Source organism: Metapseudomonas otitidis, assembly GCF_900111835.1.
In the GTDB taxonomy this organism is placed as follows: domain Bacteria; phylum Pseudomonadota; class Gammaproteobacteria; order Pseudomonadales; family Pseudomonadaceae; genus Metapseudomonas; species Metapseudomonas otitidis.
Map to the genome: position 1 here is coordinate 54,983 of NZ_FOJP01000008.1, position 18,818 is coordinate 73,800.

An 18,818-nucleotide genomic window follows, 5' to 3' on the forward strand; every position below is an offset into this window, starting at 1 on the left:
GCATCCATGTCGACCTCCCCCTGCCTGTGCACGCGGCTGCGCCGCGCCAGCCGCAACCTGACCCGTATCTATGACGAGGCGCTCGAATTCGCCGGGATCAACGTCGCCCAGTATTCGCTGCTGAGGAACCTGCAGCGGCTGGATCGGCCGAGCATCACCGACCTGGCGGAGGCGCTTGCGCTGGACCGCAGCACCCTGGGACGCAACCTGAGGGTGCTGGAGGGCAAGGGCCTGGTCGGGCTGGGCGAAGGCGAGGACCAGCGCAACCGCGTGGCGTTCCTGACCGCTGAGGGCCAGGCCTGTGTCGCCTTGGCGCTGCCTGCCTGGGAGTCGGTGCAGCGACGGATGGTTGAGCGCCTGGGCGCGGGGCAGCGCGATGCGCTGATGGCCCTGCTGGGTGACGTGGAATCCCTGGACTGACTGTTTCGCGATAACGCGGGTGCCTGCCCGTAGAGGACATGCAATGAATTCGATGTGGCGCACGAGTGGCTGGGTGTTGCTGGGGGCGTCGCTGATCCTGGCGCTGTCACTGGGCATCCGCCACGGTTTTGGCTTGTTCCTGGCCCCGATGAGCGGGGAGTTCGGCTGGGGGCGGGAGGTGTTCGCCTTTGCTATCGCGCTGCAGAACCTGATCTGGGGGCTGTCGCAACCCTTCACCGGGGCCCTGGCCGACCGCTTCGGTGCGACGCGGGCTGTGGTGGTGGGCGGTGTGCTCTATGCGCTGGGGCTGGTGCTGATGAGCCTGTCCCATACGCCGCTGCAGCTCTCGGCCAGTGCGGGGCTGCTGATCGGCATCGGGCTGTCGGGGACGTCGTTCTCAGTGATCCTCGGGGTGGTCGGGCGGGCGGTGCCGATGGAGCAGCGCAGCATGGCCATGGGCATTGCGGCGGCAGCCGGTTCGTTCGGCCAGTTCGCCATGCTGCCGGGGTCCCAGGGGTTGATCAGTTGGCTGGGCTGGTCGTCGGCGCTGCTGGCGCTGGGGCTGCTGGTGGCGTTGATCGTGCCGCTGGCGGGGATGCTCAAGGACCGTCCGTTGCCCAGCAAGGGGCCGGAGCAGAGCCTGGCCGAGGCGCTGCGCGAGGCGGCGGCGCACCGGGGGTTCTGGCTGTTGTCGCTGGGCTTCTTCGTCTGCGGGTTCCAGGTGGTGTTCATCGGCGTGCACCTGCCGGCCTACCTGGTGGACCAGCACCTGCCGGCGACCGTGGGCACGACGGTGCTGGCGCTGGTGGGGCTGTTCAATGTGTTCGGCACCTACATCGCCGGCTGGCTGGGCGGACGCCTGGCCAAGCCTCGGCTGCTGACCGTGCTGTACCTGCTGCGGGCAGTGGTGATCCTGGCCTTCCTCTATATGCCGCTGTCGGTGTGGAGCGCCTATGCCTTCGGCATGGCGATGGGGCTGTTGTGGCTGTCGACGGTGCCGCTGACCAACGGCACGGTGGCGACCCTGTTCGGGGTGCGCAACCTGTCGATGCTGGGCGGCATCGTGTTCCTCTTCCACCAGCTCGGGGCCTTCCTCGGCGGCTGGCTGGGTGGCTACCTGTACGACCACACGGGAAGCTACGAGGTGGTGTGGCAGATCTCCATCCTGCTCAGCCTGATGGCGGCCGCGCTGAACTGGCCGATCCGCGAGCAGCCGGTGGCGCGCCTGCAGGTGGCGGTGTGAGGGCGCGCCTGGCGCTGGTCGCCGTGGCGGCCCTGGTGCTGGGCCTGACCGCATTGGCCTGGTGGGGTTGGCAGCGCGGTGGCCTGGCGCTGCTGCAACTGAACATGAGCCTGTGCTGATTGCCGGCCGGCGGGCCCGGCGCTAGCCTTGCTCCACCGCTTGACCCGCCGCGTGCCCGAGGATGCCTGCCATGAAACGCCTGTTCGCCGTGCCCCTGCTCGCCCTGTTCACCTTGCCCGCCGTGGCAGCGGAGTGCCCACCGCTGTTGCAGCACAGCCTGCCGCAGTTGCGGGCCAAGGCGACGGTGGATCTGTGCGAGCGCTTCGCCGGCAAGCCGCTGCTGATCGTCAACACCGCCAGCCACTGCGGTTTCACCCCGCAATTCAAGGGGCTGGAAGCGCTGTACCAGCGCTACAAGGCCGAGGGCTTCGAGGTGCTGGGCGTGCCTTCGGATGACTTCAAGCAGGAGGCGGCCAATACGGAGGAGACCGCGAAGGTCTGCTACGTGAACTACGGCGTGACCTTCACCATGACCGAGCCGCAGCATGTGACCGGTGACGAGGCGACGCCGCTCTACCGCGAGCTGATCGAGCAGTCCGGGCAGGCGCCACGCTGGAACTTCTACAAGTACGTGGTGGATCGCCAGGGCAAGGTGGTGGCGCATTTCTCCAGCCTTACCAGCCCGGATGACGAGGACCTGCAGAAGGCGATCCGCCAGGCGCTGGACAGCAAGCCCTGACCCGGCGAGGGGGCGAAAAGGCTGATCAGCCGGGAGTGTGTTTCAGAATCTTTCGGCTGGTTCCGGTTTGCGTGGCGCTCCTGTGATAGGGTTCGCGGCCTGTTTTTCACCCCCTCTCCTGGAGACACCCATGTCGATCAAGGACCTGATCCTGGCCGGACTGCTGGCCGCCGCCATTCCCACCGCCTTTGCCGCCAAGCCGGCTGCCCCCGTTGAAGAGAACGCTGCCCAGGCCGAACAGGCCACGGACGAGGACGTCTCGGCCGACGAAGAGCAGGGCATCAGCGAGGAAGAGTTCCTCAACAGCCTGAACTTCAAGCAGGGCAAGGTGGTGATCGGTGACAACCTGGCCACCCTGGATGTACCCGAGCAGTTCGTCTACCTGGACGGCAAGGACGCCGAGCGCGTGCTGGTGGAGGCCTGGGGCAACCCGCCGGATGCCGAGGAACCGCTGGGCATGATCCTGCCCAAGGGCATTTCTCCGCTGGCCGATGAGTCCTGGGCCGTGACCATCGAGTACGAGGAGAGCGGCTACGTGTCCGACGAGGATGCCAGCGACATCGACTACAACGAGATGCTGCAGGGCATGAAGGACGACACCAAGGAAGACAACAAATGGCGCGCCGAGAACGGCTACGAGCCGGTGCAACTGATCGGCTGGGCCTCCCAGCCGCGCTATGACGCCAATGGCCGCAAGCTGCACTGGGCCAAGGAGCTGAAGTTCGGCGATTCCGAAACCCACACCCTGAACTACAACATTCGCGTGCTGGGCCGTAAGGGCGTGCTGGTGCTGAACTTCATCGCCAACATGGACCAACTGCCGACCATCGAGCAGAACCTGCCGGCGGTGCTGGCGATGACCGAGTTCAACCCGGGCAACCGCTACGCCGACTTCAACCCGGACCTGGACAAGGTCGCGGCCTACGGCCTGGGCGCGCTGATCGCGGGCAAGGTCGCCGCCAAGACCGGCCTGCTGGCCATCCTGCTGGTGCTGCTGAAGAAGTTCTTCTGGGTGCCGATCGCCATCGGTGGCTGGGTCATTGCCCGTGTCCGCGGCAAGAAGAAGGAAGCGCCGCAGGCGGCCGAGCCGGTCCAGCCGGAGGTGGCACCGGTGGTGCAGCCGAGCAAGCCGGTGGAACCTGCTGCGACGGTGATGGACCTGAACCGCGAAGAGCCGCCGAAGTCCTGACGGTGGCTGCTGCCCGGGGTGATGCGTCACCCCGGGCGCACATGAAAACGCCGCGATACCCGAGAGGGGATCGCGGCGTTTTCGTTTTGGGGTGTACCCCGGCAGCGACGGCCGCCGGGGTTCAGGTCAGAAGCGGTAGGTGACCTGGGCGCCCAGGCCGTGGGCGCTGTTCTTGTAGGTGGAGGAGTAGCTGCCCTTGGTGCTGTTGCTCTGGTTGATGGTGGCGTCGTCTTCCTTCAGGTAGGAGTAGGCGAGGTCCACGGTCCAGTCGTCGTTGGGGCTCCAGGCGGCACCGAGGCTGAGGATCTTGCGGTCATCGGTGGGGATACGCGGGGAGCGGTACTCGTTGCGGGTCGGGCTCTGGTCGTAGGCCAGGCCGGCACGCAGGGTCCACTCGCGGTTCAGCTTGTAGGCTGCGCCGACGGCGTAGGACCAGGTGTCGCGCCAGTTCTGTTCTTCGGTAATGGTGCCGAGTACTCCGGCCAGCGGGCCGCGCACGCCGTCGTTCTCCACCTTGATTTCTTCCAGGCGGCTCCAGCGGGTCCAGGTGGTGCCGGCGTAGAGGGTCCAGTCGGCGTTCAGGTCATGGGTGATGGAGAAGTCGACCGATTCGGGGGTCTCCAGGTCAAGGGAGGCGTCGTACTTGCCGGACGAGCCGGCCAGTAGGCCATTGGTGGAGACGGTGGTGTCGCCACGCAGCTTGTACTTGACCTTGGAGTGGTAGGTCAGGCCCAGGCGGGTGCTGGGATCGACTTCGAACAGAACGCCAGCGTTGAAGCCCAGGGCGGTGTCGTCGCCCTTGACCTTGACCTTGCCATCGCTGCCACCGGGGAAGGGGTTGCGCAGGGCAGAGGTCAGCTCGCCGTCGATGCGGTTGATGGTGGGGCCGAAGCCGACGGAGAGCTGGTCGTTGACCTTGTAGCTGACGGTTGGCTGCAGGGTGACCACGCGGACTTCGCTGCGGGTGCCGTAGTAGCGGCCCTGGAAGCCCTTCTCATAGTCGGTCACCAGGCCGAAGGGCACGTACATGCCGAGGCCGAAGGTCCATTTGTCGTCGATGGGTTTGACGTAGTAGCCCATGGGCACGCCGATGAACGGGACCATGTCGCCGTCATTGCTGCCCGAGAAGGAGCCGCGGCCATGGTCGATGTCGGTCTTGGCGTCCAGCAGGGCGACACCGCCGCTGACCTGTTCGCGCTTGAGGCGCGACATGCCGGCGGGGTTGCCGAAGACGGTGGAGGCATCGTCGGCCGAGGAGGAGCGGCCGGCGAAGGCAGTACCCATACCGCTCACGCTCTGTTCGTTGATGGCGAAACCGCCGGCGAGGCTGTAGGTGGATGCGCCGGCAACAGCGAGAGCGAGGCTGGTCTTTATGATTCTTGTGATCACGGTTGACTCCTGGGTCTGGTAAGGCAGGGGGCGGAAACTAGCAGGATTTCCAGACCCTTTCCAGCTACGTTGAGTTCCCGCTAAATCGGCGTTCTAGAGGCTTTCGTGTGGCAAATTGCCGCTAATTTCACGCTTCGTGCAAAAAGCCTTGGACGCTCGTTCCTGACTGATTGGTCAGTGATCGATTTATCCTAGGCAGCCTGCTGATGAAGTCCTACGCAGCGATTCCAGGCAGCGAGGTAATCGCTGGGATTTCCCTGCGGGTTGAATACGCGTCGCCAGACATCCGCCATGCCCGGCCAGTCATCCGCAGAGGGCATCACGAGGACTTCGCTTTCCACCAGCAGCCAGGCGATGGCGGTGGCGTAGCGCAGGTTCACCGCGAGCTCCAGGTGGGGAGCGCCTAGGAAGGCATGCTGGCTGGCCAGGCCCCGCACCAGGCTGGCCAGGTCCGGATCGCGGGCCAGGTGCTGGTCCCAGAGCTGGCGGTGGTGGGCTTCGCTGATGTGGTAGAGGCCGTAGCCGGCGCGATCCCCCAGGGCCGTGCCAAGGTCGGACTGGCACGCGGCGGCACCGAGCAGGAGCACTTCGGCCGTGGGGGAGGGGCGCTGCAGGTAGGCCAGGGTGGGGCGGATGACGTGTTGGCAGAGATCGTGTGCGGCTATGCCCATGATGCCCTCGCGGAAGGTGCCGGCGGGGTCGGGGGCGTGTGGCAGCTTCTCGTTCTGGGAAAGGACCCCGCCGGGAGCGGGGTTAGCCGCTCGATTTGAAGTGTAGTGGGATAAAGATGCTGTAAAGACCTGTTTTTAAACTGTTTGGCGTCTTGCGCCAGGCGCCATATGCCAGGCAGTCATTAACAGGCTGCGGAGTAGGCCGCCCGGTATGACGGGCGGCCGGGATCACAGGCCGGTGGCCACGGGGCGACTGGGGTCGGTTATCCATTCGCTCCAGGAGCCTGCGTAGAGCGGTGCGAGCGGGTAGCCGGCCAGGCTCAGGGCGAACAGGTTGTGGCAGGCGGTGACGCCGGAGCCGCAGTAGGCCACGAGGCTGTCTGCAGGGCGGTCGGTGAGGAAGGCCTGGAAGCGCTGGCGCAGGGCCTGGGCAGGCAGGAAGCGGCCGTCGGCACCGAGGTTGTCGGTAAGGCGGCGCACTGGGCTCCGGGGATGTGCCCGGCGACGGGGTCGATGGGCTCCACCTCGCCCTTGAAGCGCGGCAGGGCACGGGCGTCCAGCAGGGTGAGTGCGTGGGAGTCGAGGCGGGCCTGGAGCTGACGGGCATCCAGCACCAGGCTGGAGTCGGGGGTGCCGGTGAAACTGCCGGTGCGCTCGGTGGGCTGTTCCGCATCCAGGGGCAGGCCGGCTTCGCGCCAGGCCTTCAGGCCGCCGTCGAGCAGGTAGACGCCATCGCGCTTGCCCAGCCAGGCGAGCAGCCACCAGGCGCGGGCGGCGAAGGCACCGGGGCCATCGTCATACAGCACGATCATGCTGGCGTTATCCACGCCCCAGCGGCGCAGGGCGGCGACCAGTCGATCCGGCTCCGGCAGCGGGTGGCGTCCGGTGATGCCCGGTTGCACGGGGGCGGAGAGGTCACGCTCGAGGTCGGCGAAATGGGCGTCCGGGATATGCCCTTCGGCATGGCTGCGCTGGCCGTAGGACGGATCATCCAGGGCGAAGCGGCAATCGAGGATCACCAGGCCGGGCTCTCCCAGTCGAGGCGCCAGTTCATCAGGGCGGATCAGTTGCGCGAGGGGCATGACGGTCTCCTGTGTCGAATCAATGACGATGCGCATCATAAGGAACGATCGCGCGTTGCGTCGCGCGGATGAACACGAGATGGGAGGGCCACGATGCCAAACCTGCATTCATTCGCCCAGAGCGCCACCCTGGCACGCCGCGTCGGCGTGGTGGTCGGTTCGGTGCTCTGGACGCTGTATTTCTGCTGCCTTGTCCTGTGGCTGGCGCTCTGGCGGCGCCTGGACCGCCAGCGTGTGGACGGTTTCACGCGGGCCTGGTCACGCGGGCTGCTGCGCCTGGTGCGGGTTCGCCTGTCGGTCCATGGGCAGTGGCCGGATTTCAATGATGGCCGGCGCTACCTGATCCTCTGCAATCACTCCAGCCACTACGACATCCCGGCCTCTTTCGTGGCGCTGCCGGGCTCCATCCGCATGCTGGCCAAGCAGGAACTCTCCCGCGTGCCTTTCCTGGGCGCGGCGATGAAGGCGGCGGAATTCCCGTTCATTGACCGGCACAACCGGCGACAGGCGCTGGAGGACCTGGCCAAGGCGCGCGCCATGATGGAAAGCGGCATTGTGCTGTGGGCCGCGCCGGAGGGAACGCGTTCCCCGGATGGCCGGTTGCAGCCATTCAAGAAGGGCTGCTTCCACCTGGCCCTGGATACCGATGCGGTGATCGTGCCGGTGGCCATTCGTGGCATTCATCGGGTGCTGCCTGCGCGCTCCTGGCGTTTCAACCTGGGGCTGCCGGTTTCCGTGCATGTGGGGGAGCCGATCGATGCCAGCCAGTACGACGTGGCACGTCTCGGGATGCTCATGGAACTGACCCGTGAGCGCATGGAGGCCTTGTTGGAGCCTGGGGTGGCGCAGCCGGAAGCGGTGAGGCAGGTGCTGCTGGAGCCGGCCTGAAGCTGTTCGCAGCGGCGAAGGGAGAGGGCGGTTAACGAGCTGCCCAGTCTGAGAGGGCTCAGTGCTGTGAACGAGGCATGAAAAAAGGGACGCCATTGGCGTCCCTTTTTCATGGAGCAAGCAGGCCTCAGACGGTCGGCTTGTCCTTCTCTTCCTCGCTGGCCTGCTGTTCTGCAGCAGGTTGCTCGGCTTCGACGGTTGCGGCTTCTTCTGCCTGGGCCTCGGCCTGGACGGCTTCAGCTTCGGCGGCCGGTGCGGCCTCTTCGGTCGGCTGAGCTTGTGCCTCGGCAGGGGCTTCGGCCACGACCGGCTCCTCGACCACCGCAGGTGCAGCCTCGGCTTCGACCGGGGCGGCGGCAGCGGCTTCACGAGCCAGGCGCTCGGCCTCCTGCTGGCGACGACGAACCTCGCGAGGATCGTTGGGCGCGCGGCCGGTGCTGCTCACGCTGGCAGCGGGGGCAGCTTCGACGCTCGGAGCGGGCTCGGCTACGACCTCTGCCACGGGTTCCGGCTGAGACTCGGCGGCTTCGGCCTGGGGCTCGACGGCAGCTTCGGCGACTTCAGCCGGCTGGGCCTGAGGCTCGCTGGCCACTTCGGCGCTTTCGCTCTGCTCGGTCACGGCAGTGGCCGGTTCGTTCGCTTGCGGCGCGTCTTGCGGCTGGATCAGCTCCAGGCTGGCCTGCTGCTCGGTGGTTTCGCTGACGGCGTTCGCTTGCGGCTCGACCTCGGCTGCCTCTGCTGCCTGGCTGGCGGCTTCGACGGCGATTACGGAGCCGGCGGCGACCGCTGCAACCACGGCGGCTTCGGAGGGCTCGTTGGCCTGCTCGGCATCGCCTTCTGCTTCTTCATTACCGTCCAGCGACTCGTCGCCATTCACTTCACGCTGACGCTCGCGGCGGTTGCTGCGGCGGCGTTGGCCGCGGGAGCGACGACGGGGGCGTTCGCCGTCCGCGCCTTCCTGGCCGTCGTCCAGCAGCTCTTCGCTGTCGTTCAGCAGTTCTTCTTCGCTCGGGGCGGCGGCAGCCTGCTCGGGGCGCGGTTGGCGCTCTTCACGGGGCGGACGCTCACCACGCTCGCGGCGGTTCTCCTGGCCTTCACGCGGCTCACGGGCTTCGCGGGGCTGGCGCTCCTCACGGGGCTGACGCTCTTCGCGGGGTTGGCGTTCCTCGCGGGCCTGGCGTTCTTCACGCGGTTGGCGCTCTTCGCGAGGCTGACGCTCCTCACGGGGCTGGCGCTCTTCGCGCGGGGCGCGCTCTGCACGAGGTTGGCGCTCTTCGCGTGGCTCACGGCCTTCGCGGGGCTGGCGCTCTTCACGCGGTTGACGGTCTTCGCGAGCCTGGCGTTCTTCACGCGGCTGGCGCTCTTCGCGAGGCTTGCGCTCGTCGTCACGACGACCTTCACGGCCTTCGCGGCGGCGGTTCTGCTGACGACCGTTGCGACGCTCCTCACCGGTACGGGCGGGGCGCTCGCTGGCGGCGGCCTTCTCGGGCGCGGGGCTCGGCTCGTCCTTGCCGGCGAACAGGCTGACCAGCGACTTCACCAGGCCCTTGAACAGGCTCGGTTCGGCGGCTGCAACGGCGGCGGTGGGCGGTGCCATCGGGGCCGGTGCGGTCGGGGCGGGAGCCGGACGCTCGGGGGCGACGGTCTTCACGGCGGCTTCCTGGCGAACCAGGGTGCGGGTGGAGGCGGCCGGGTGGTGTTCCTCGACTTCGGTGGGGGTCATCTCGTAGCTGGACAGACCAGTGAGGACTTCCGGGTTGTCGTCGCGCAGGCGCTGGACTTCGAAGTGCGGGGTTTCCAGGTGGTCGTTCGGCAGGATCACGATGCGTGCGCGGGTGCGCAGCTCGATCTTGGTGATGCTGTTGCGCTTCTCGTTGAGCAGGAAGGCGGCGACCGGGATCGGGACCTGGGCGCGGACTTCGGCGGTGCGGTCCTTGAGGGCCTCTTCCTCGATCAGACGGAGGATGGCCAGGGACAGGGATTCGACGTCACGGATGATGCCCTGGCCGTTGCAACGGGGGCAGACGATGCCGCTGGTCTCGCCCAGGGACGGACGCAGGCGCTGGCGGGACATTTCCAGCAGGCCGAAGCGGGAGATGCGGCCGACCTGTACGCGGGCGCGGTCGGCTTCCAGGGCTTCGCGGACTTTTTCTTCCACGGCGCGCTGGTTCTTGGCCGGGGTCATGTCGATGAAGTCGATGACGATCAGGCCGCCGATGTCGCGCAGGCGCAGCTGGCGGGCGATTTCCTCGGCCGCTTCCAGGTTGGTCTGCAGGGCGGTTTCTTCGATGTCACCGCCTTTGGTGGCACGAGCGGAGTTGATGTCGATGGACACCAGGGCTTCGGTCGGGTCGATGACGATGGAGCCGCCGGAGGGCAGTTTCACTTCGCGCTGGAAGGCGGTTTCGATCTGGCTCTCGATCTGGAAACGATTGAACAGCGGAACGCTGTCCTGGTAGAGCTTGATCTTGTTCTGGTACTGCGGCATCACCTGGCGGATGAAGCTGAGGGCTTCTTCCTGGGCTTCGACGCTGTCGATCAGCACTTCGCCGATGTCCTGGCGCAGGTAGTCGCGGATCGCGCGGATGATGACGTTGCTTTCCTGGTAGATCAGGAAGGGGGCGCCACGCTCACCGGAGGCTTCCTTGATGGCGCTCCAGAGTTGCAGCAGGTAGTCGAGGTCCCATTGCAGCTCCTCGCTAGAGCGGCCAAGGCCGGCGGTGCGCACGATCAGGCCCATGTCGGCCGGCGCGTTCAGGCCGTTGAGGGCTTCGCGCAGTTCGTTGCGCTCTTCGCCTTCGATGCGACGGGAGATGCCGCCGGCGCGGGGGTTGTTCGGCATCAGCACCAGGTAGCGGCCGGCAAGGCTGATGAAGGTGGTGAGGGCTGCGCCCTTGTTGCCGCGCTCTTCCTTCTCGACCTGGACGATGACTTCCTGGCCTTCGTTGAGCACGTCTTTGATGTTGACGCGGCCCTCGGGGGACTTCTTGAAGTATTCGCGGGAGATTTCTTTCAGCGGCAGGAAGCCGTGACGTTCGGCACCGAAGTCGACGAATGCGGCTTCGAGGCTGGGTTCGATGCGGGTGATGCGGCCTTTATAGATGTTGGCCTTTTTCTGTTCGCGGGCGCCCGACTCGATGTCCAGGTCATACAGGCGTTGGCCGTCGACCAGGGCAACACGCAACTCTTCGGGCTGAGTTGCGTTAATCAGCATTCTTTTCATGTAGTACCGTCGGTTTCCGGGGCTACCGGAAACGGCGACCGGCACACACGACTCTCGCGGTCGGTGTCAGGTGCGTGTCAGGAGCGGGTTAATGCTCCCGTGTCCAGCGACATCAGGCCATCTGGCCGGAGTCGCGACGACGTCTCCCGCTGCTGTTGTCGTAACAGAAGCAACGTTTATCAGGAGGAGGAATCAGCCATCGGCAGCGGACGGAATAAAACGTCTTGGTTGAAGCGCTGCTACGCAGTCCGACGGTTGTGCATCTCCACCCTACACTTGTCCCTTGAAAATCGGGTGCCGCTCGCAGAATCCGTAGCGGGTTGCATTTACCGCGACCGCCCTAGGGTGGTCACGCGTCATGGCTCAAGGCTTTTTTCTCCGAATGATCGCTGTTCTGGAGCGAAGATTCTGACGGACGGCCTGACGTCCTGAATGGGTTGCACGTGGCTGGGATGGCAGTTTTGGCGAGCATCCGGGGCACGGCCGCTTTTGGCGGCGTTCGCGACTATAGCAGCAATCATTAAGTGCTTCAAATCCATAAAAAATTGTTATGATCGCCGCCATGACGACTCCCTCCTCTCCAACTTCCGGCGTGCAAATGCTCGAAGTTGCGCCGGAATATGCCGGTCAGCGTATTGATAATTTCCTCCGGACCCAGCTGAAAGGCGTCCCCAAGACCTTGATCTACCGCATCTTGCGCAAGGGCGAAGTGCGGGTGAACAAGGGGCGCATCAAGCCTGAGTACAAGCTTCAGGCTGGCGATGTAATTCGGGTGCCGCCGCTGCGTCTCGCGGAGCGGGATGAGCAGGTACCGGTTGCCCAGGGGCTGCTGGAGCGTCTCGAAGCTGCCATCGTTTATGAAGACAAGGGGCTGATTGTCCTCAACAAGCCGGCCGGCATTGCCGTGCATGGCGGCAGCGGCCTCAGTTATGGGGTGATCGAGGCGTTTCGCCAGCTGCGGCCCGATGCGCGCGAGCTCGAGCTGGTCCATCGCCTGGACCGGGATACCTCGGGCCTGCTGATGATCGCCAAGAAGCGCAGCATGTTGCGTCACCTCCACGAAGCACTGCGCGGTGATGGTGTAGATAAGCGCTACCTCGCCCTGGTGCGGGGGAGTTGGCCGACGTCGAAGAAAAAAGTCAGCGCCCCGCTTCTGAAGAACACCCTGCGCTCCGGTGAGCGGATGGTGGAGGTGGATGACGAGGGTAAGGATGCTCTGACCGAGTTCCGCGTGCTGCGGCGTTTTGGTGAGTTCGCCACTTTGATCGAGGCGAGCCCGATTACCGGCCGTACCCATCAGATCCGGGTCCATACCCGGCATGCCGGCCATGCCATTGCGGGTGATCCCAAGTACGGCGATGAAGATTTTTCTCGGGAAATCCGCGATTTGGGCGGCAAACGCCTGTTCCTGCATGCCTATGCGCTCTCCCTGGTTTTGCCGGATGGCACGCCCCTGAGTCTTGAGGCGCCAGTGGATGAAATGTGGTCGCAGACCCTGGAGCGGTTGGGTGCCTGACTATCAGCTGCTGATCTTCGATTGGGATGGCACCCTGGTGGACTCCATTTCGCGCATTGTCGAGTCCCTTCGGGTGGCGGCTGAGGCTTGCGGTCTGCCGCAATTGGACGATTCGGCGCTCAAGGGCATCATCGGTCTCGGCTTGCCCGAGGCGATTGCAGTGCTTTATCCGGATCTGGCCGATCCGCAGCGGATCGCTCGCTACCGTGAGGTCTATGTGTCGCACTACAGTCATCTGGAGGCGGCCCCGTCGCCGCTCTTTGCGGGCGTGGAAGATGCGCTGGAGTCGTTTCGCGAGGCTGGTTATCGCCTGGCGGTGGCAACGGGCAAGACGCGGCGCGGGCTTGATCGTGTCCTGGCGGGGCGTGGTTGGGAGTGCTACTTCGATATCACTCGCTGCGCTGACGAAACGGCGAGCAAGCCTGATCCCTTGATGCTGCGCCAGATCATGGCGCATTGCGGTGTCAATGCCGGTGCGTCGCTGATGGTGGGGGACTCGCCCTTTGATCTGCGTATGGCACGCAATGCGGCAATGGACTGCGTGGCGGTCGGTTATGGCGCGCAGTCGCTTGATGTCCTGCGGCTGGAGTCGCCGACGCTGGCAATCGAGCGTTTTGATGAGCTGCGCCATTGGTTGGCTGGTGGCGCGAACAACCCGGTGAACAAGGTGGAATTGCATGTCTGATGAATGGAACGCATCGGCACCCGCTGGTGGTGATGACAAGAGTTGGAGGCTGCTTGAGAAGGCTGTCCTGGCGGGCGTTCAGGAACAGCGGCGAGCTCGGCGCTGGGGTATTTTCTTCAAGCTCCTGACCTTCCTTTATCTGTTCGGCGCGCTGCTGATGTTTTCGCCGTTGTTCGATCTGCAGAAGACGGCGGCGCGTGGTGAGACCCATACGGCACTGGTCGAGGTTCGCGGCATGATTGCGGATAACGAGGCTGCGAGTGCCGACAACATCGTGAGCAGTCTCAGGGCGGCCTTCGAGGATCCGAAGACCAAGGGGGTTGTTCTGCGCATCAACAGCCCGGGCGGCAGTCCCGTCCAGTCGGGCTACATCTATGACGAGATCCGGCGGCTGCGGGGTGAGCATCCCGATACCAAGGTCTATGCGGTGATCACTGATCTTGGGGCATCTGGTGCCTACTACATTGCCAGTGCAGCGGACGAGATCTACGCGGACAAGGCGAGCCTGGTGGGGTCCATTGGTGTCACGGCGGCCAGCTTCGGTTTCGTCGACCTGATGGGTAAGCTGGGTGTCGAGCGTCGCGTCTACACCTCGGGCGAGCACAAGGCGTTCCTTGATCCGTTCCAGCCTCAGAAGGATGACGAGACTCGCTTCTGGCAGGGTGTGTTGGATATCACTCATCGCCAGTTCATCGAGAGCGTGAAGAAGGGGCGAGGTGATCGGCTGAAGGTCGATGGGCATCCCGAGCTCTTCAGCGGCCTGGTCTGGTCCGGTGAGCAGGCTCTTGAGCTGGGTCTGGTGGATAAACTCGGTAGCACCAGCTACGTGGCGCGCGAGGTCATCGGCGCCAAGGAAATCGTCGATTACACGAAGCAGGACACGCCGTTTGATCGCTTTGCCAAGCGCCTGGGTGCGAGCATGGCTGAGCAGTTGGCGATGTGGATGGGGTTCCAGGGGCCTTCGCTGCGCTGAACCTCGCAGGTAGTTGCCAGAAAAGCCCGGCTTGTGCCGGGCTTTTTCGTTTCAGGGGACCTGTTGGCCTTCGGCGAGCAGCATGTCCACCAGGCGGATCAGTGGCAGGCCAACCAGGCTGGTGGCGTCCTCGCCCTCTGTGGTGCGGAACAGTGCGACGCCTAGCCCTTCCGCCTTGAAGCTGCCGGCGCAGTCGTAGGGCTGCTCTGCCTGCAGGTATCGCTCGATGGTGGCTTCGTCCAGTTTGCGGAAGTGCACGGTGAAGGGGATGCAATCCACCTGGCAGCTGCCGGTTCGCGTATTGAGCAGGGCTAGGCCGGTCAGGAAGCTTACGCTGGCGCCGCTTGCGGCCATGAGTTGCTGCTTGGCGCGGGTGAAGTCGCCGGGCTTGCCCAGGACCTGCTGGCCGAGCACGGCAACCTGGTCGGAGCCGATGATCAGGTGCTGCTCATGGATGTGCGCCAGGGCACGGGCTTTCTGTTCGGCAAGGCGGCGCACCAGTTGCTCGGCGCCTTCTCCCGGGTGGCGTGTTTCATCGATGGCGGGCGCGCTCCAGGTGAAGGGAAGGCCCAGGCGCTCCAGCAGGGCGCGCCGGTAGGGTGAGCTGGATGCGAGCACCAGATTGGTCATGATCGACTCCGCGAAAAAATGCCGCGATTCTATCGGGCGTGCCGTGCGGCGGACAGGTCGGAATTTGTTTTGACAGGGCAGGGGGGCATCCCTAGAATACCGCGCCTATGTTGAATGGGCCGATTCCAACTCACGTCGATCCGCGCAAGATGGCTGATCGCAGCGCCACCCTCCAGGGTGAGCTGCCTCTCGCCAGTCTCGAGCGTTTGTGCGATCCCCTCTCCGATGACGCAGGTCGCGTCACCGTGAGGCTTTCGTTCGAGCGCGACGAGCAGCGCACTGTGGTGATCCACAGCGAGCTCGACGTCGAGGTCAAGATGGTATGTCAGCGTTGCCTGGAGCTGGTCGCGCTGCCGATCCACAGCGAGTGTACGTACGCCGTGGTGAAGGAGGGTGCGGACAGCCAGTCACTGCCCAAGGGCTATGACGTGCTGGAAGTGGGTGAGGATCCGCTGGATCTTCTGACTCTGGTCGAGGACGAGCTTCTGCTGGCCTTGCCCATTGTTCCGGCCCATGACCCTGAGGAATGCCAGCAGCCGGCGGGGCTTGATGAGCCCGAACCGAGCGAGGACGAGGTTCCGCGGTCCAACCCGTTCAGCGTACTGGCGCAGTTAAAGCGTGACCCAAACGTTTAGGAGTTAATTGATTATGGCTGTTCAGCAGAACAAAAAATCCCGCTCTGCCCGTGACATGCGTCGCTCCCACGACGCCCTCGAGGCCAATGCCCTGTCCATCGAGAAGAGCACCGGTGAAGTTCACCTGCGCCACCACGTCTCCCCGGACGGCTTCTACCGTGGTCGCAAAGTGATCGACAAGGGCTCGAACGAGTAATCCTTGTCTGTCTCTGTTATAGCGATTGACGCAATGGGCGGGGACTTCGGTCCCCGTTGCATTGTTCCGGCCAGCATTGCCTGCCTGGCTGAGTTCCCCTCCTTGCATCTGGTCCTTGTCGGCCAAGCCCCCGTCCTTGAAGAGCTCATCGCCCGCGAAAGCGGAGTCGATCGTCGACGCCTGTCCGTCGAGCATGCTGCCGAAGTGGTGGCGATGGACGAGCGGCCCTCGCAGGCGCTGCGCAGCAAGCCCGACTCCTCCATGCGTGTCGCTTTGGACCTCGTCCGTGCCGGGCGTGCCCATGCCTGCGTGAGCGCCGGCAATACCGGTGCGTTGATGGCGCTTTCCCGCTATGTGCTCAAGACCCTGCCGGGAATCGATCGGCCTGCCATGGTGACTGCGATTCCCACGGCGCGCGGCCATTGCCACCTGCTGGACCTTGGCGCCAACGTGGATTGCAGTGCCGAGCATCTCTATCAGTTTGCGGTGATGGGCAGCGTTGCGGCTGAGGCGCTCGGGTTGCGCAGCCCTCGTGTGGCGTTGCTGAACGTCGGCACGGAGGACATCAAGGGCAACCAGCAGGTCAAGCTCGCGGCCAGCCTGCTTCAGCAGGCCAATGGGTTGAACTACATCGGCTACATCGAGGGCGATGCGCTGTATCGCGGCGAAGCGGATGTGGTGGTCTGCGATGGCTTCGTCGGCAACATCCTGCTCAAGTCCAGCGAGGGGCTGGTGGCGATGATTGCCGCGCGCATCGAGTCCCTGTTCACCGAGAATCTTGGCTCCCGTCTGGTTGGCGCGCTGGCGCTGCCGCTGTTGAGTCGTCTCAAGGGTGACCTGGCTCCGTCCCGCCACAATGGCGCGAGCTTTCTCGGGCTGCAGGGGATCGTGGTGAAGAGCCACGGCTCCGCTGGCGCGGATGGTTTCCAGAGTGCGATTCGTCGTGCCGTCATCGAGGTGCGGGAGAATCTGCCGCAGCGACTCCATGGGCGGCTCGAGGATCTGTTGCTCTAGGATGTGACCGCTGGCCGAGGGTTGTCATCCAACTGTCAGTCCGTTGCGCCTGGCGCCGCCAGGTGTGCGAATCGAACAAGGCAAACACGGGAACCGTTCCAATGTCCGCATCCCTCGCATTCGTTTTCCCCGGCCAGGGCTCTCAGTCCCTTGGCATGCTGGCCGAGCACGGCGCTTCGAGCCGCCTGGTCGTAGAGACCTTCGGCGAAGCCTCCGAAGCACTCGGCTATGACCTGTGGGCCCTGACCCAGCAAGGTCCCGAGGAAAGCCTCAACCAGACCGACAAGACCCAGCCGGCGATCCTGACCGCGTCCATCGCCTTGTGGCGCCTGTGGCTGCAGGAAGGTGGCGCACGCCCTGCCTATGTGGCCGGTCACAGCCTGGGCGAATACTCCGCTCTGGTAGCCGCAGGCAGCCTGCAGCTCGCTGACGCCGTGAAGCTCGTCGAGCGCCGTGGGCAGTTGATGCAGCAGGCCGTCCCGGCTGGACAGGGCGGCATGGCGGCCATCCTGGGTCTCGAGGATGCCGATGTACTGGCAGCATGTGCCGAGGCTGCAAAGGGTGACGTGGTCAGTGCGGTGAATTTCAACGCGCCGGGCCAGGTGGTGATTGCCGGTTCGGCTGCAGCTGTCGAGCGTGCCATCGAAGCCTGCAAGGCGCGCGGTGCCAAGCGTGCGATGCCGCTGCCGGTGAGCGTGCCGTCCCACTGTGCCCTGATGAAGCCTGCTGCAGAGCGTTTCGCCGAGTCTGTCCAGGCGCTGGACTGGAAGGCGCCCGAGATCGCGCTGGTGCAGAACGTCAGCGCCTCGGTGGTGACCGATCTTGATGTGCTCAAGGCCGACCTCCTGGCTCAGCTCTACAGCCCGGTCCGCTGGGTCGAGTCGATGGTGCGCCTGTCCGAGCAGGGTGTGACCGATCTCGTCGAGTGCGGCCCCGGCAAGGTCCTGAGCGGCCTGAACAAGCGCTGCGTCAAGGGCATCGCCACCCATAACCTGGATACCCCCGACGCCTTCGCAGCCGCTCGCGCTGCGCTGGCCTGATCAAGGAGAAGAACATGAGTCTGCAAGGTAAGGTCGCACTGGTTACCGGCGCGAGCCGTGGTATCGGCCAGGCCATCGCCCTGGAACTGGGCCGCCAAGGTGCCGTCGTCATCGGTACTGCCACCACGCCGGGCGGCGCCGAGCGCATTGCCGAATACCTGAAGGAGCACGGCATCGAAGGGGCCGGCCTGGTTCTGGATGTCAGCAGCGATGAATCCGTCGCCAGCACGCTGGAGCACATCCAGCAGCATCTGGGGCAGCCGCTGATCCTGGTGAACAATGCCGGCATCACCCGCGACAACCTGATGCTGCGCATGAAAGACGACGAATGGTTCGACGTCATCAATACCAACCTGAACAGCCTGTTCCGCTTGAGCAAGGCAGTTCTGAGGGGCATGACCAAGGCGCGCTGGGGCCGCATCATCAACATCGGCTCCGTGGTCGGTGCGATGGGTAACGCCGGCCAGGCCAACTACGCTGCTGCCAAGGCCGGTCTCGAGGGCTTCGGTCGGGCGCTGGCCCGTGAAGTGGGCTCTCGCGCCATCACCGTCAACTCCGTTGCCCCTGGCTTCATCGATACCGACATGACCCGCGAACTGCCCGATGCGCAGCGCGAGGCCCTGTTGACCCAGATTCCGCTGGCTCGCCTTGGTCAGGCCGAGGAGATTGCGAAGGTGGTCGGATTCCTCGCTTCCGATGGTGCTTCCTACGTGACAGGGGCTACCATTCCGGTGAACGGTGGGATGTACATGAGCTGAATGTGACGAATCCCCTCAGGAAACTGTCATACGAGCTGTCTAAAATCCGGTACTCGAGTGCAATTGGGTTCTGGACGGCTCCTGACGGGGCCTGAAGGGGTTCGGAGTCCTGCTTGAAAAGCAGAAAACCCTTTCTATACACTGCAGCCCAAGCTGCACGGATTTTTCCATAGGAGTGAAAACAAGGTATGAGCACCATCGAAGAACGCGTCAAGAAGATCGTCGCCGAGCAACTGGGCGTCAAAGAAGACGAAGTCACCAACAGCGCTTCCTTCGTTGAAGACCTGGGCGCCGACTCCCTTGACACCGTTGAGCTGGTGATGGCTCTGGAAGAGGAATTCGAGACCGAGATTCCGGACGAGCAAGCCGAGAAGATCACCACCGTTCAGGAAGCCATCGATTACATCAACGCTCACGCGCAATAAGTAATCGTCGGTTCCCCGACCTGGAAAAGCCGCACGACCCTGAAGGTCGTGCGGCTTTTCTTTAAGCGGTTTTTGCCGCCGATCAGCAACATGTAAAAGGAG

19 protein-coding genes and 1 pseudogene are annotated in these 18,818 nt (G+C 64.6%); 15 read left to right on the forward strand and 5 right to left on the reverse strand.

Annotation, left to right across the window (positions count from 1 at the left end):
- Window positions 1-6: 6 nt before the first annotated feature.
- The 5 genes from BM198_RS11560 to BM198_RS11575 all read left to right on the forward strand — a co-directional run bounded on the left by BM198_RS11560 (window position 7) and on the right by BM198_RS11575 (window position 3,591).
- Complete coding sequence (locus tag BM198_RS11560) at window positions 7-420, forward strand: MarR family winged helix-turn-helix transcriptional regulator (RefSeq protein ID WP_074970076.1); 414 nt, start codon at window positions 7-9, stop codon at window positions 418-420.
- A 52-nt stretch (window positions 421-472) separates the two neighbouring features.
- Window positions 473-1,663, forward strand: a complete 1,191-nt coding sequence (locus BM198_RS11565; protein ID WP_139233616.1) for an MFS transporter — start codon at window positions 473-475, stop codon at window positions 1,661-1,663.
- Window positions 1,660-1,782, forward strand: coding sequence for a hypothetical protein (locus BM198_RS30645; RefSeq protein WP_260845423.1), 123 nt, complete (start codon window positions 1,660-1,662; stop codon window positions 1,780-1,782). The genes BM198_RS11565 and BM198_RS30645 overlap by 4 nt, the downstream gene beginning before the upstream one ends.
- Before the next feature lie 71 nt (window positions 1,783-1,853).
- Complete coding sequence (locus BM198_RS11570; RefSeq protein ID WP_074970080.1) at window positions 1,854-2,402, forward strand: glutathione peroxidase; 549 nt, start codon at window positions 1,854-1,856, stop codon at window positions 2,400-2,402.
- Between the two features lie 130 nt (window positions 2,403-2,532).
- Window positions 2,533-3,591, forward strand: coding sequence for a DUF2167 domain-containing protein (locus BM198_RS11575; RefSeq protein WP_074970082.1), 1,059 nt, complete (start codon window positions 2,533-2,535; stop codon window positions 3,589-3,591).
- Window positions 3,592-3,717: 126 nt separating this feature from the next.
- Here BM198_RS11575 and BM198_RS11580 read toward each other — a convergent pair whose 3' ends face one another.
- The 3 genes and pseudogenes from BM198_RS11580 to BM198_RS11590 all read right to left on the reverse strand — a co-directional run bounded on the left by BM198_RS11580 (window position 3,718) and on the right by BM198_RS11590 (window position 6,733).
- The gene (locus tag BM198_RS11580) at window positions 3,718-4,980 is read right to left on the reverse strand and encodes an OmpP1/FadL family transporter (RefSeq protein ID WP_074970084.1); all 1,263 of its coding nucleotides are present in this window, start codon (window positions 4,978-4,980) and stop codon (window positions 3,718-3,720) included.
- A gap of 191 nt (window positions 4,981-5,171) precedes the next feature.
- Entirely contained in the window at window positions 5,172-5,651 is a 480-nt protein-coding gene (locus BM198_RS11585; RefSeq protein WP_074970086.1) for a hypothetical protein, read from the reverse strand.
- Window positions 5,652-5,879: 228 nt separating this feature from the next.
- Window positions 5,880-6,733 (reverse strand): annotated as a pseudogene (locus tag BM198_RS11590) (sulfurtransferase).
- 93 nt (window positions 6,734-6,826) lie between these two features.
- Here BM198_RS11590 and BM198_RS11595 point away from each other — a divergent pair.
- A complete protein-coding gene (locus BM198_RS11595; RefSeq protein WP_044412433.1) occupies window positions 6,827-7,621 on the forward strand; it encodes a lysophospholipid acyltransferase family protein in 795 nt (264 codons plus the stop codon).
- A 127-nt stretch (window positions 7,622-7,748) separates the two neighbouring features.
- Here BM198_RS11595 and rne read toward each other — a convergent pair whose 3' ends face one another.
- Window positions 7,749-10,844, reverse strand: a complete 3,096-nt coding sequence (gene rne, locus BM198_RS11600; RefSeq protein WP_074970088.1) for a ribonuclease E — start codon at window positions 10,842-10,844, stop codon at window positions 7,749-7,751.
- A gap of 562 nt (window positions 10,845-11,406) precedes the next feature.
- Here rne and rluC point away from each other — a divergent pair.
- Genes rluC through sppA form a run of 3 tightly spaced genes read left to right on the forward strand, consistent with a single transcriptional unit; the run spans window position 11,407 to window position 14,018 of the window.
- The gene (gene rluC, locus BM198_RS11605; protein ID WP_074970361.1) at window positions 11,407-12,360 is read left to right on the forward strand and encodes a 23S rRNA pseudouridine(955/2504/2580) synthase RluC; all 954 of its coding nucleotides are present in this window, start codon (window positions 11,407-11,409) and stop codon (window positions 12,358-12,360) included.
- A complete protein-coding gene (locus tag BM198_RS11610) occupies window positions 12,353-13,045 on the forward strand; it encodes an HAD-IA family hydrolase (RefSeq protein WP_074970090.1) in 693 nt (230 codons plus the stop codon). The genes rluC and BM198_RS11610 overlap by 8 nt, the downstream gene beginning before the upstream one ends.
- Window positions 13,038-14,018 (forward strand): signal peptide peptidase SppA, encoded by a 981-nt coding sequence (gene sppA / locus BM198_RS11615; RefSeq protein WP_074970092.1) that lies wholly within the window; start codon window positions 13,038-13,040, stop codon window positions 14,016-14,018. The genes BM198_RS11610 and sppA overlap by 8 nt, the downstream gene beginning before the upstream one ends.
- Before the next feature lie 51 nt (window positions 14,019-14,069).
- Here sppA and BM198_RS11620 read toward each other — a convergent pair whose 3' ends face one another.
- On the reverse strand, window positions 14,070-14,648 hold the full coding sequence (locus tag BM198_RS11620; protein WP_074970094.1) for a Maf family protein: 579 nt from the start codon (window positions 14,646-14,648) through the stop codon (window positions 14,070-14,072).
- A gap of 107 nt (window positions 14,649-14,755) precedes the next feature.
- Between BM198_RS11620 and BM198_RS11625 the strand changes: the two genes are divergently transcribed.
- The 6 genes from BM198_RS11625 to acpP all read left to right on the forward strand — a co-directional run bounded on the left by BM198_RS11625 (window position 14,756) and on the right by acpP (window position 18,716).
- Window positions 14,756-15,283, forward strand: a complete 528-nt coding sequence (locus BM198_RS11625; protein WP_044412418.1) for a YceD family protein — start codon at window positions 14,756-14,758, stop codon at window positions 15,281-15,283.
- A gap of 13 nt (window positions 15,284-15,296) precedes the next feature.
- Window positions 15,297-15,479 carry a 50S ribosomal protein L32 gene (gene rpmF, locus BM198_RS11630; protein WP_044412415.1) on the forward strand — a complete coding sequence of 61 codons (183 nt, stop codon included), beginning with the start codon at window positions 15,297-15,299 and terminating at the stop codon, window positions 15,477-15,479.
- Window positions 15,480-15,482: 3 nt separating this feature from the next.
- Window positions 15,483-16,493 carry a phosphate acyltransferase PlsX gene (plsX, locus tag BM198_RS11635; RefSeq protein WP_074970096.1) on the forward strand — a complete coding sequence of 337 codons (1,011 nt, stop codon included), beginning with the start codon at window positions 15,483-15,485 and terminating at the stop codon, window positions 16,491-16,493.
- Window positions 16,494-16,594: 101 nt separating this feature from the next.
- The gene (gene fabD, locus BM198_RS11640; protein WP_074970099.1) at window positions 16,595-17,533 is read left to right on the forward strand and encodes an ACP S-malonyltransferase; all 939 of its coding nucleotides are present in this window, start codon (window positions 16,595-16,597) and stop codon (window positions 17,531-17,533) included.
- A gap of 14 nt (window positions 17,534-17,547) precedes the next feature.
- Window positions 17,548-18,291: a 3-oxoacyl-ACP reductase FabG gene (gene fabG / locus BM198_RS11645; RefSeq protein ID WP_044412409.1), complete on the forward strand. Its 744-nt coding sequence runs from the start codon at window positions 17,548-17,550 to the stop codon at window positions 18,289-18,291.
- A gap of 188 nt (window positions 18,292-18,479) precedes the next feature.
- Window positions 18,480-18,716, forward strand: coding sequence for an acyl carrier protein (gene acpP, locus BM198_RS11650; RefSeq protein ID WP_016493661.1), 237 nt, complete (start codon window positions 18,480-18,482; stop codon window positions 18,714-18,716).
- Window positions 18,717-18,818 lie beyond the last annotated feature (102 nt).

What these genes read in the sequence shown, in the direction of transcription:
- BM198_RS11560 (WP_074970076.1), top strand. Translation starts at nt 7, where the DNA reads ATGTCGACCTCCCCCTGCCTGTGCACGCGGCTGCGCCGCGCCAGCCGC.
- BM198_RS11565 (WP_139233616.1), top strand. Translation starts at nt 473, where the DNA reads ATGTGGCGCACGAGTGGCTGGGTGTTGCTGGGGGCGTCGCTGATCCTG.
- BM198_RS11570 (WP_074970080.1), top strand. Translation starts at nt 1,854, where the DNA reads ATGAAACGCCTGTTCGCCGTGCCCCTGCTCGCCCTGTTCACCTTGCCC.
- BM198_RS11575 (WP_074970082.1), top strand. Translation starts at nt 2,533, where the DNA reads ATGTCGATCAAGGACCTGATCCTGGCCGGACTGCTGGCCGCCGCCATT.
- BM198_RS11585 (WP_074970086.1), bottom strand. Translation starts at nt 5,651, where the DNA reads ATGGGCATAGCCGCACACGATCTCTGCCAACACGTCATCCGCCCCACC.
- BM198_RS11595 (WP_044412433.1), top strand. Translation starts at nt 6,827, where the DNA reads ATGCCAAACCTGCATTCATTCGCCCAGAGCGCCACCCTGGCACGCCGC.
- rne (WP_074970088.1), bottom strand. Translation starts at nt 10,844, where the DNA reads ATGAAAAGAATGCTGATTAACGCAACTCAGCCCGAAGAGTTGCGTGTT.
- rluC (WP_074970361.1), top strand. Translation starts at nt 11,407, where the DNA reads ATGACGACTCCCTCCTCTCCAACTTCCGGCGTGCAAATGCTCGAAGTT.
- sppA (WP_074970092.1), top strand. Translation starts at nt 13,038, where the DNA reads ATGTCTGATGAATGGAACGCATCGGCACCCGCTGGTGGTGATGACAAG.
- BM198_RS11620 (WP_074970094.1), bottom strand. Translation starts at nt 14,648, where the DNA reads ATGACCAATCTGGTGCTCGCATCCAGCTCACCCTACCGGCGCGCCCTG.
- BM198_RS11625 (WP_044412418.1), top strand. Translation starts at nt 14,756, where the DNA reads ATGTTGAATGGGCCGATTCCAACTCACGTCGATCCGCGCAAGATGGCT.
- rpmF (WP_044412415.1), top strand. Translation starts at nt 15,297, where the DNA reads ATGGCTGTTCAGCAGAACAAAAAATCCCGCTCTGCCCGTGACATGCGT.
- fabD (WP_074970099.1), top strand. Translation starts at nt 16,595, where the DNA reads ATGTCCGCATCCCTCGCATTCGTTTTCCCCGGCCAGGGCTCTCAGTCC.
- fabG (WP_044412409.1), top strand. Translation starts at nt 17,548, where the DNA reads ATGAGTCTGCAAGGTAAGGTCGCACTGGTTACCGGCGCGAGCCGTGGT.
- acpP (WP_016493661.1), top strand. Translation starts at nt 18,480, where the DNA reads ATGAGCACCATCGAAGAACGCGTCAAGAAGATCGTCGCCGAGCAACTG.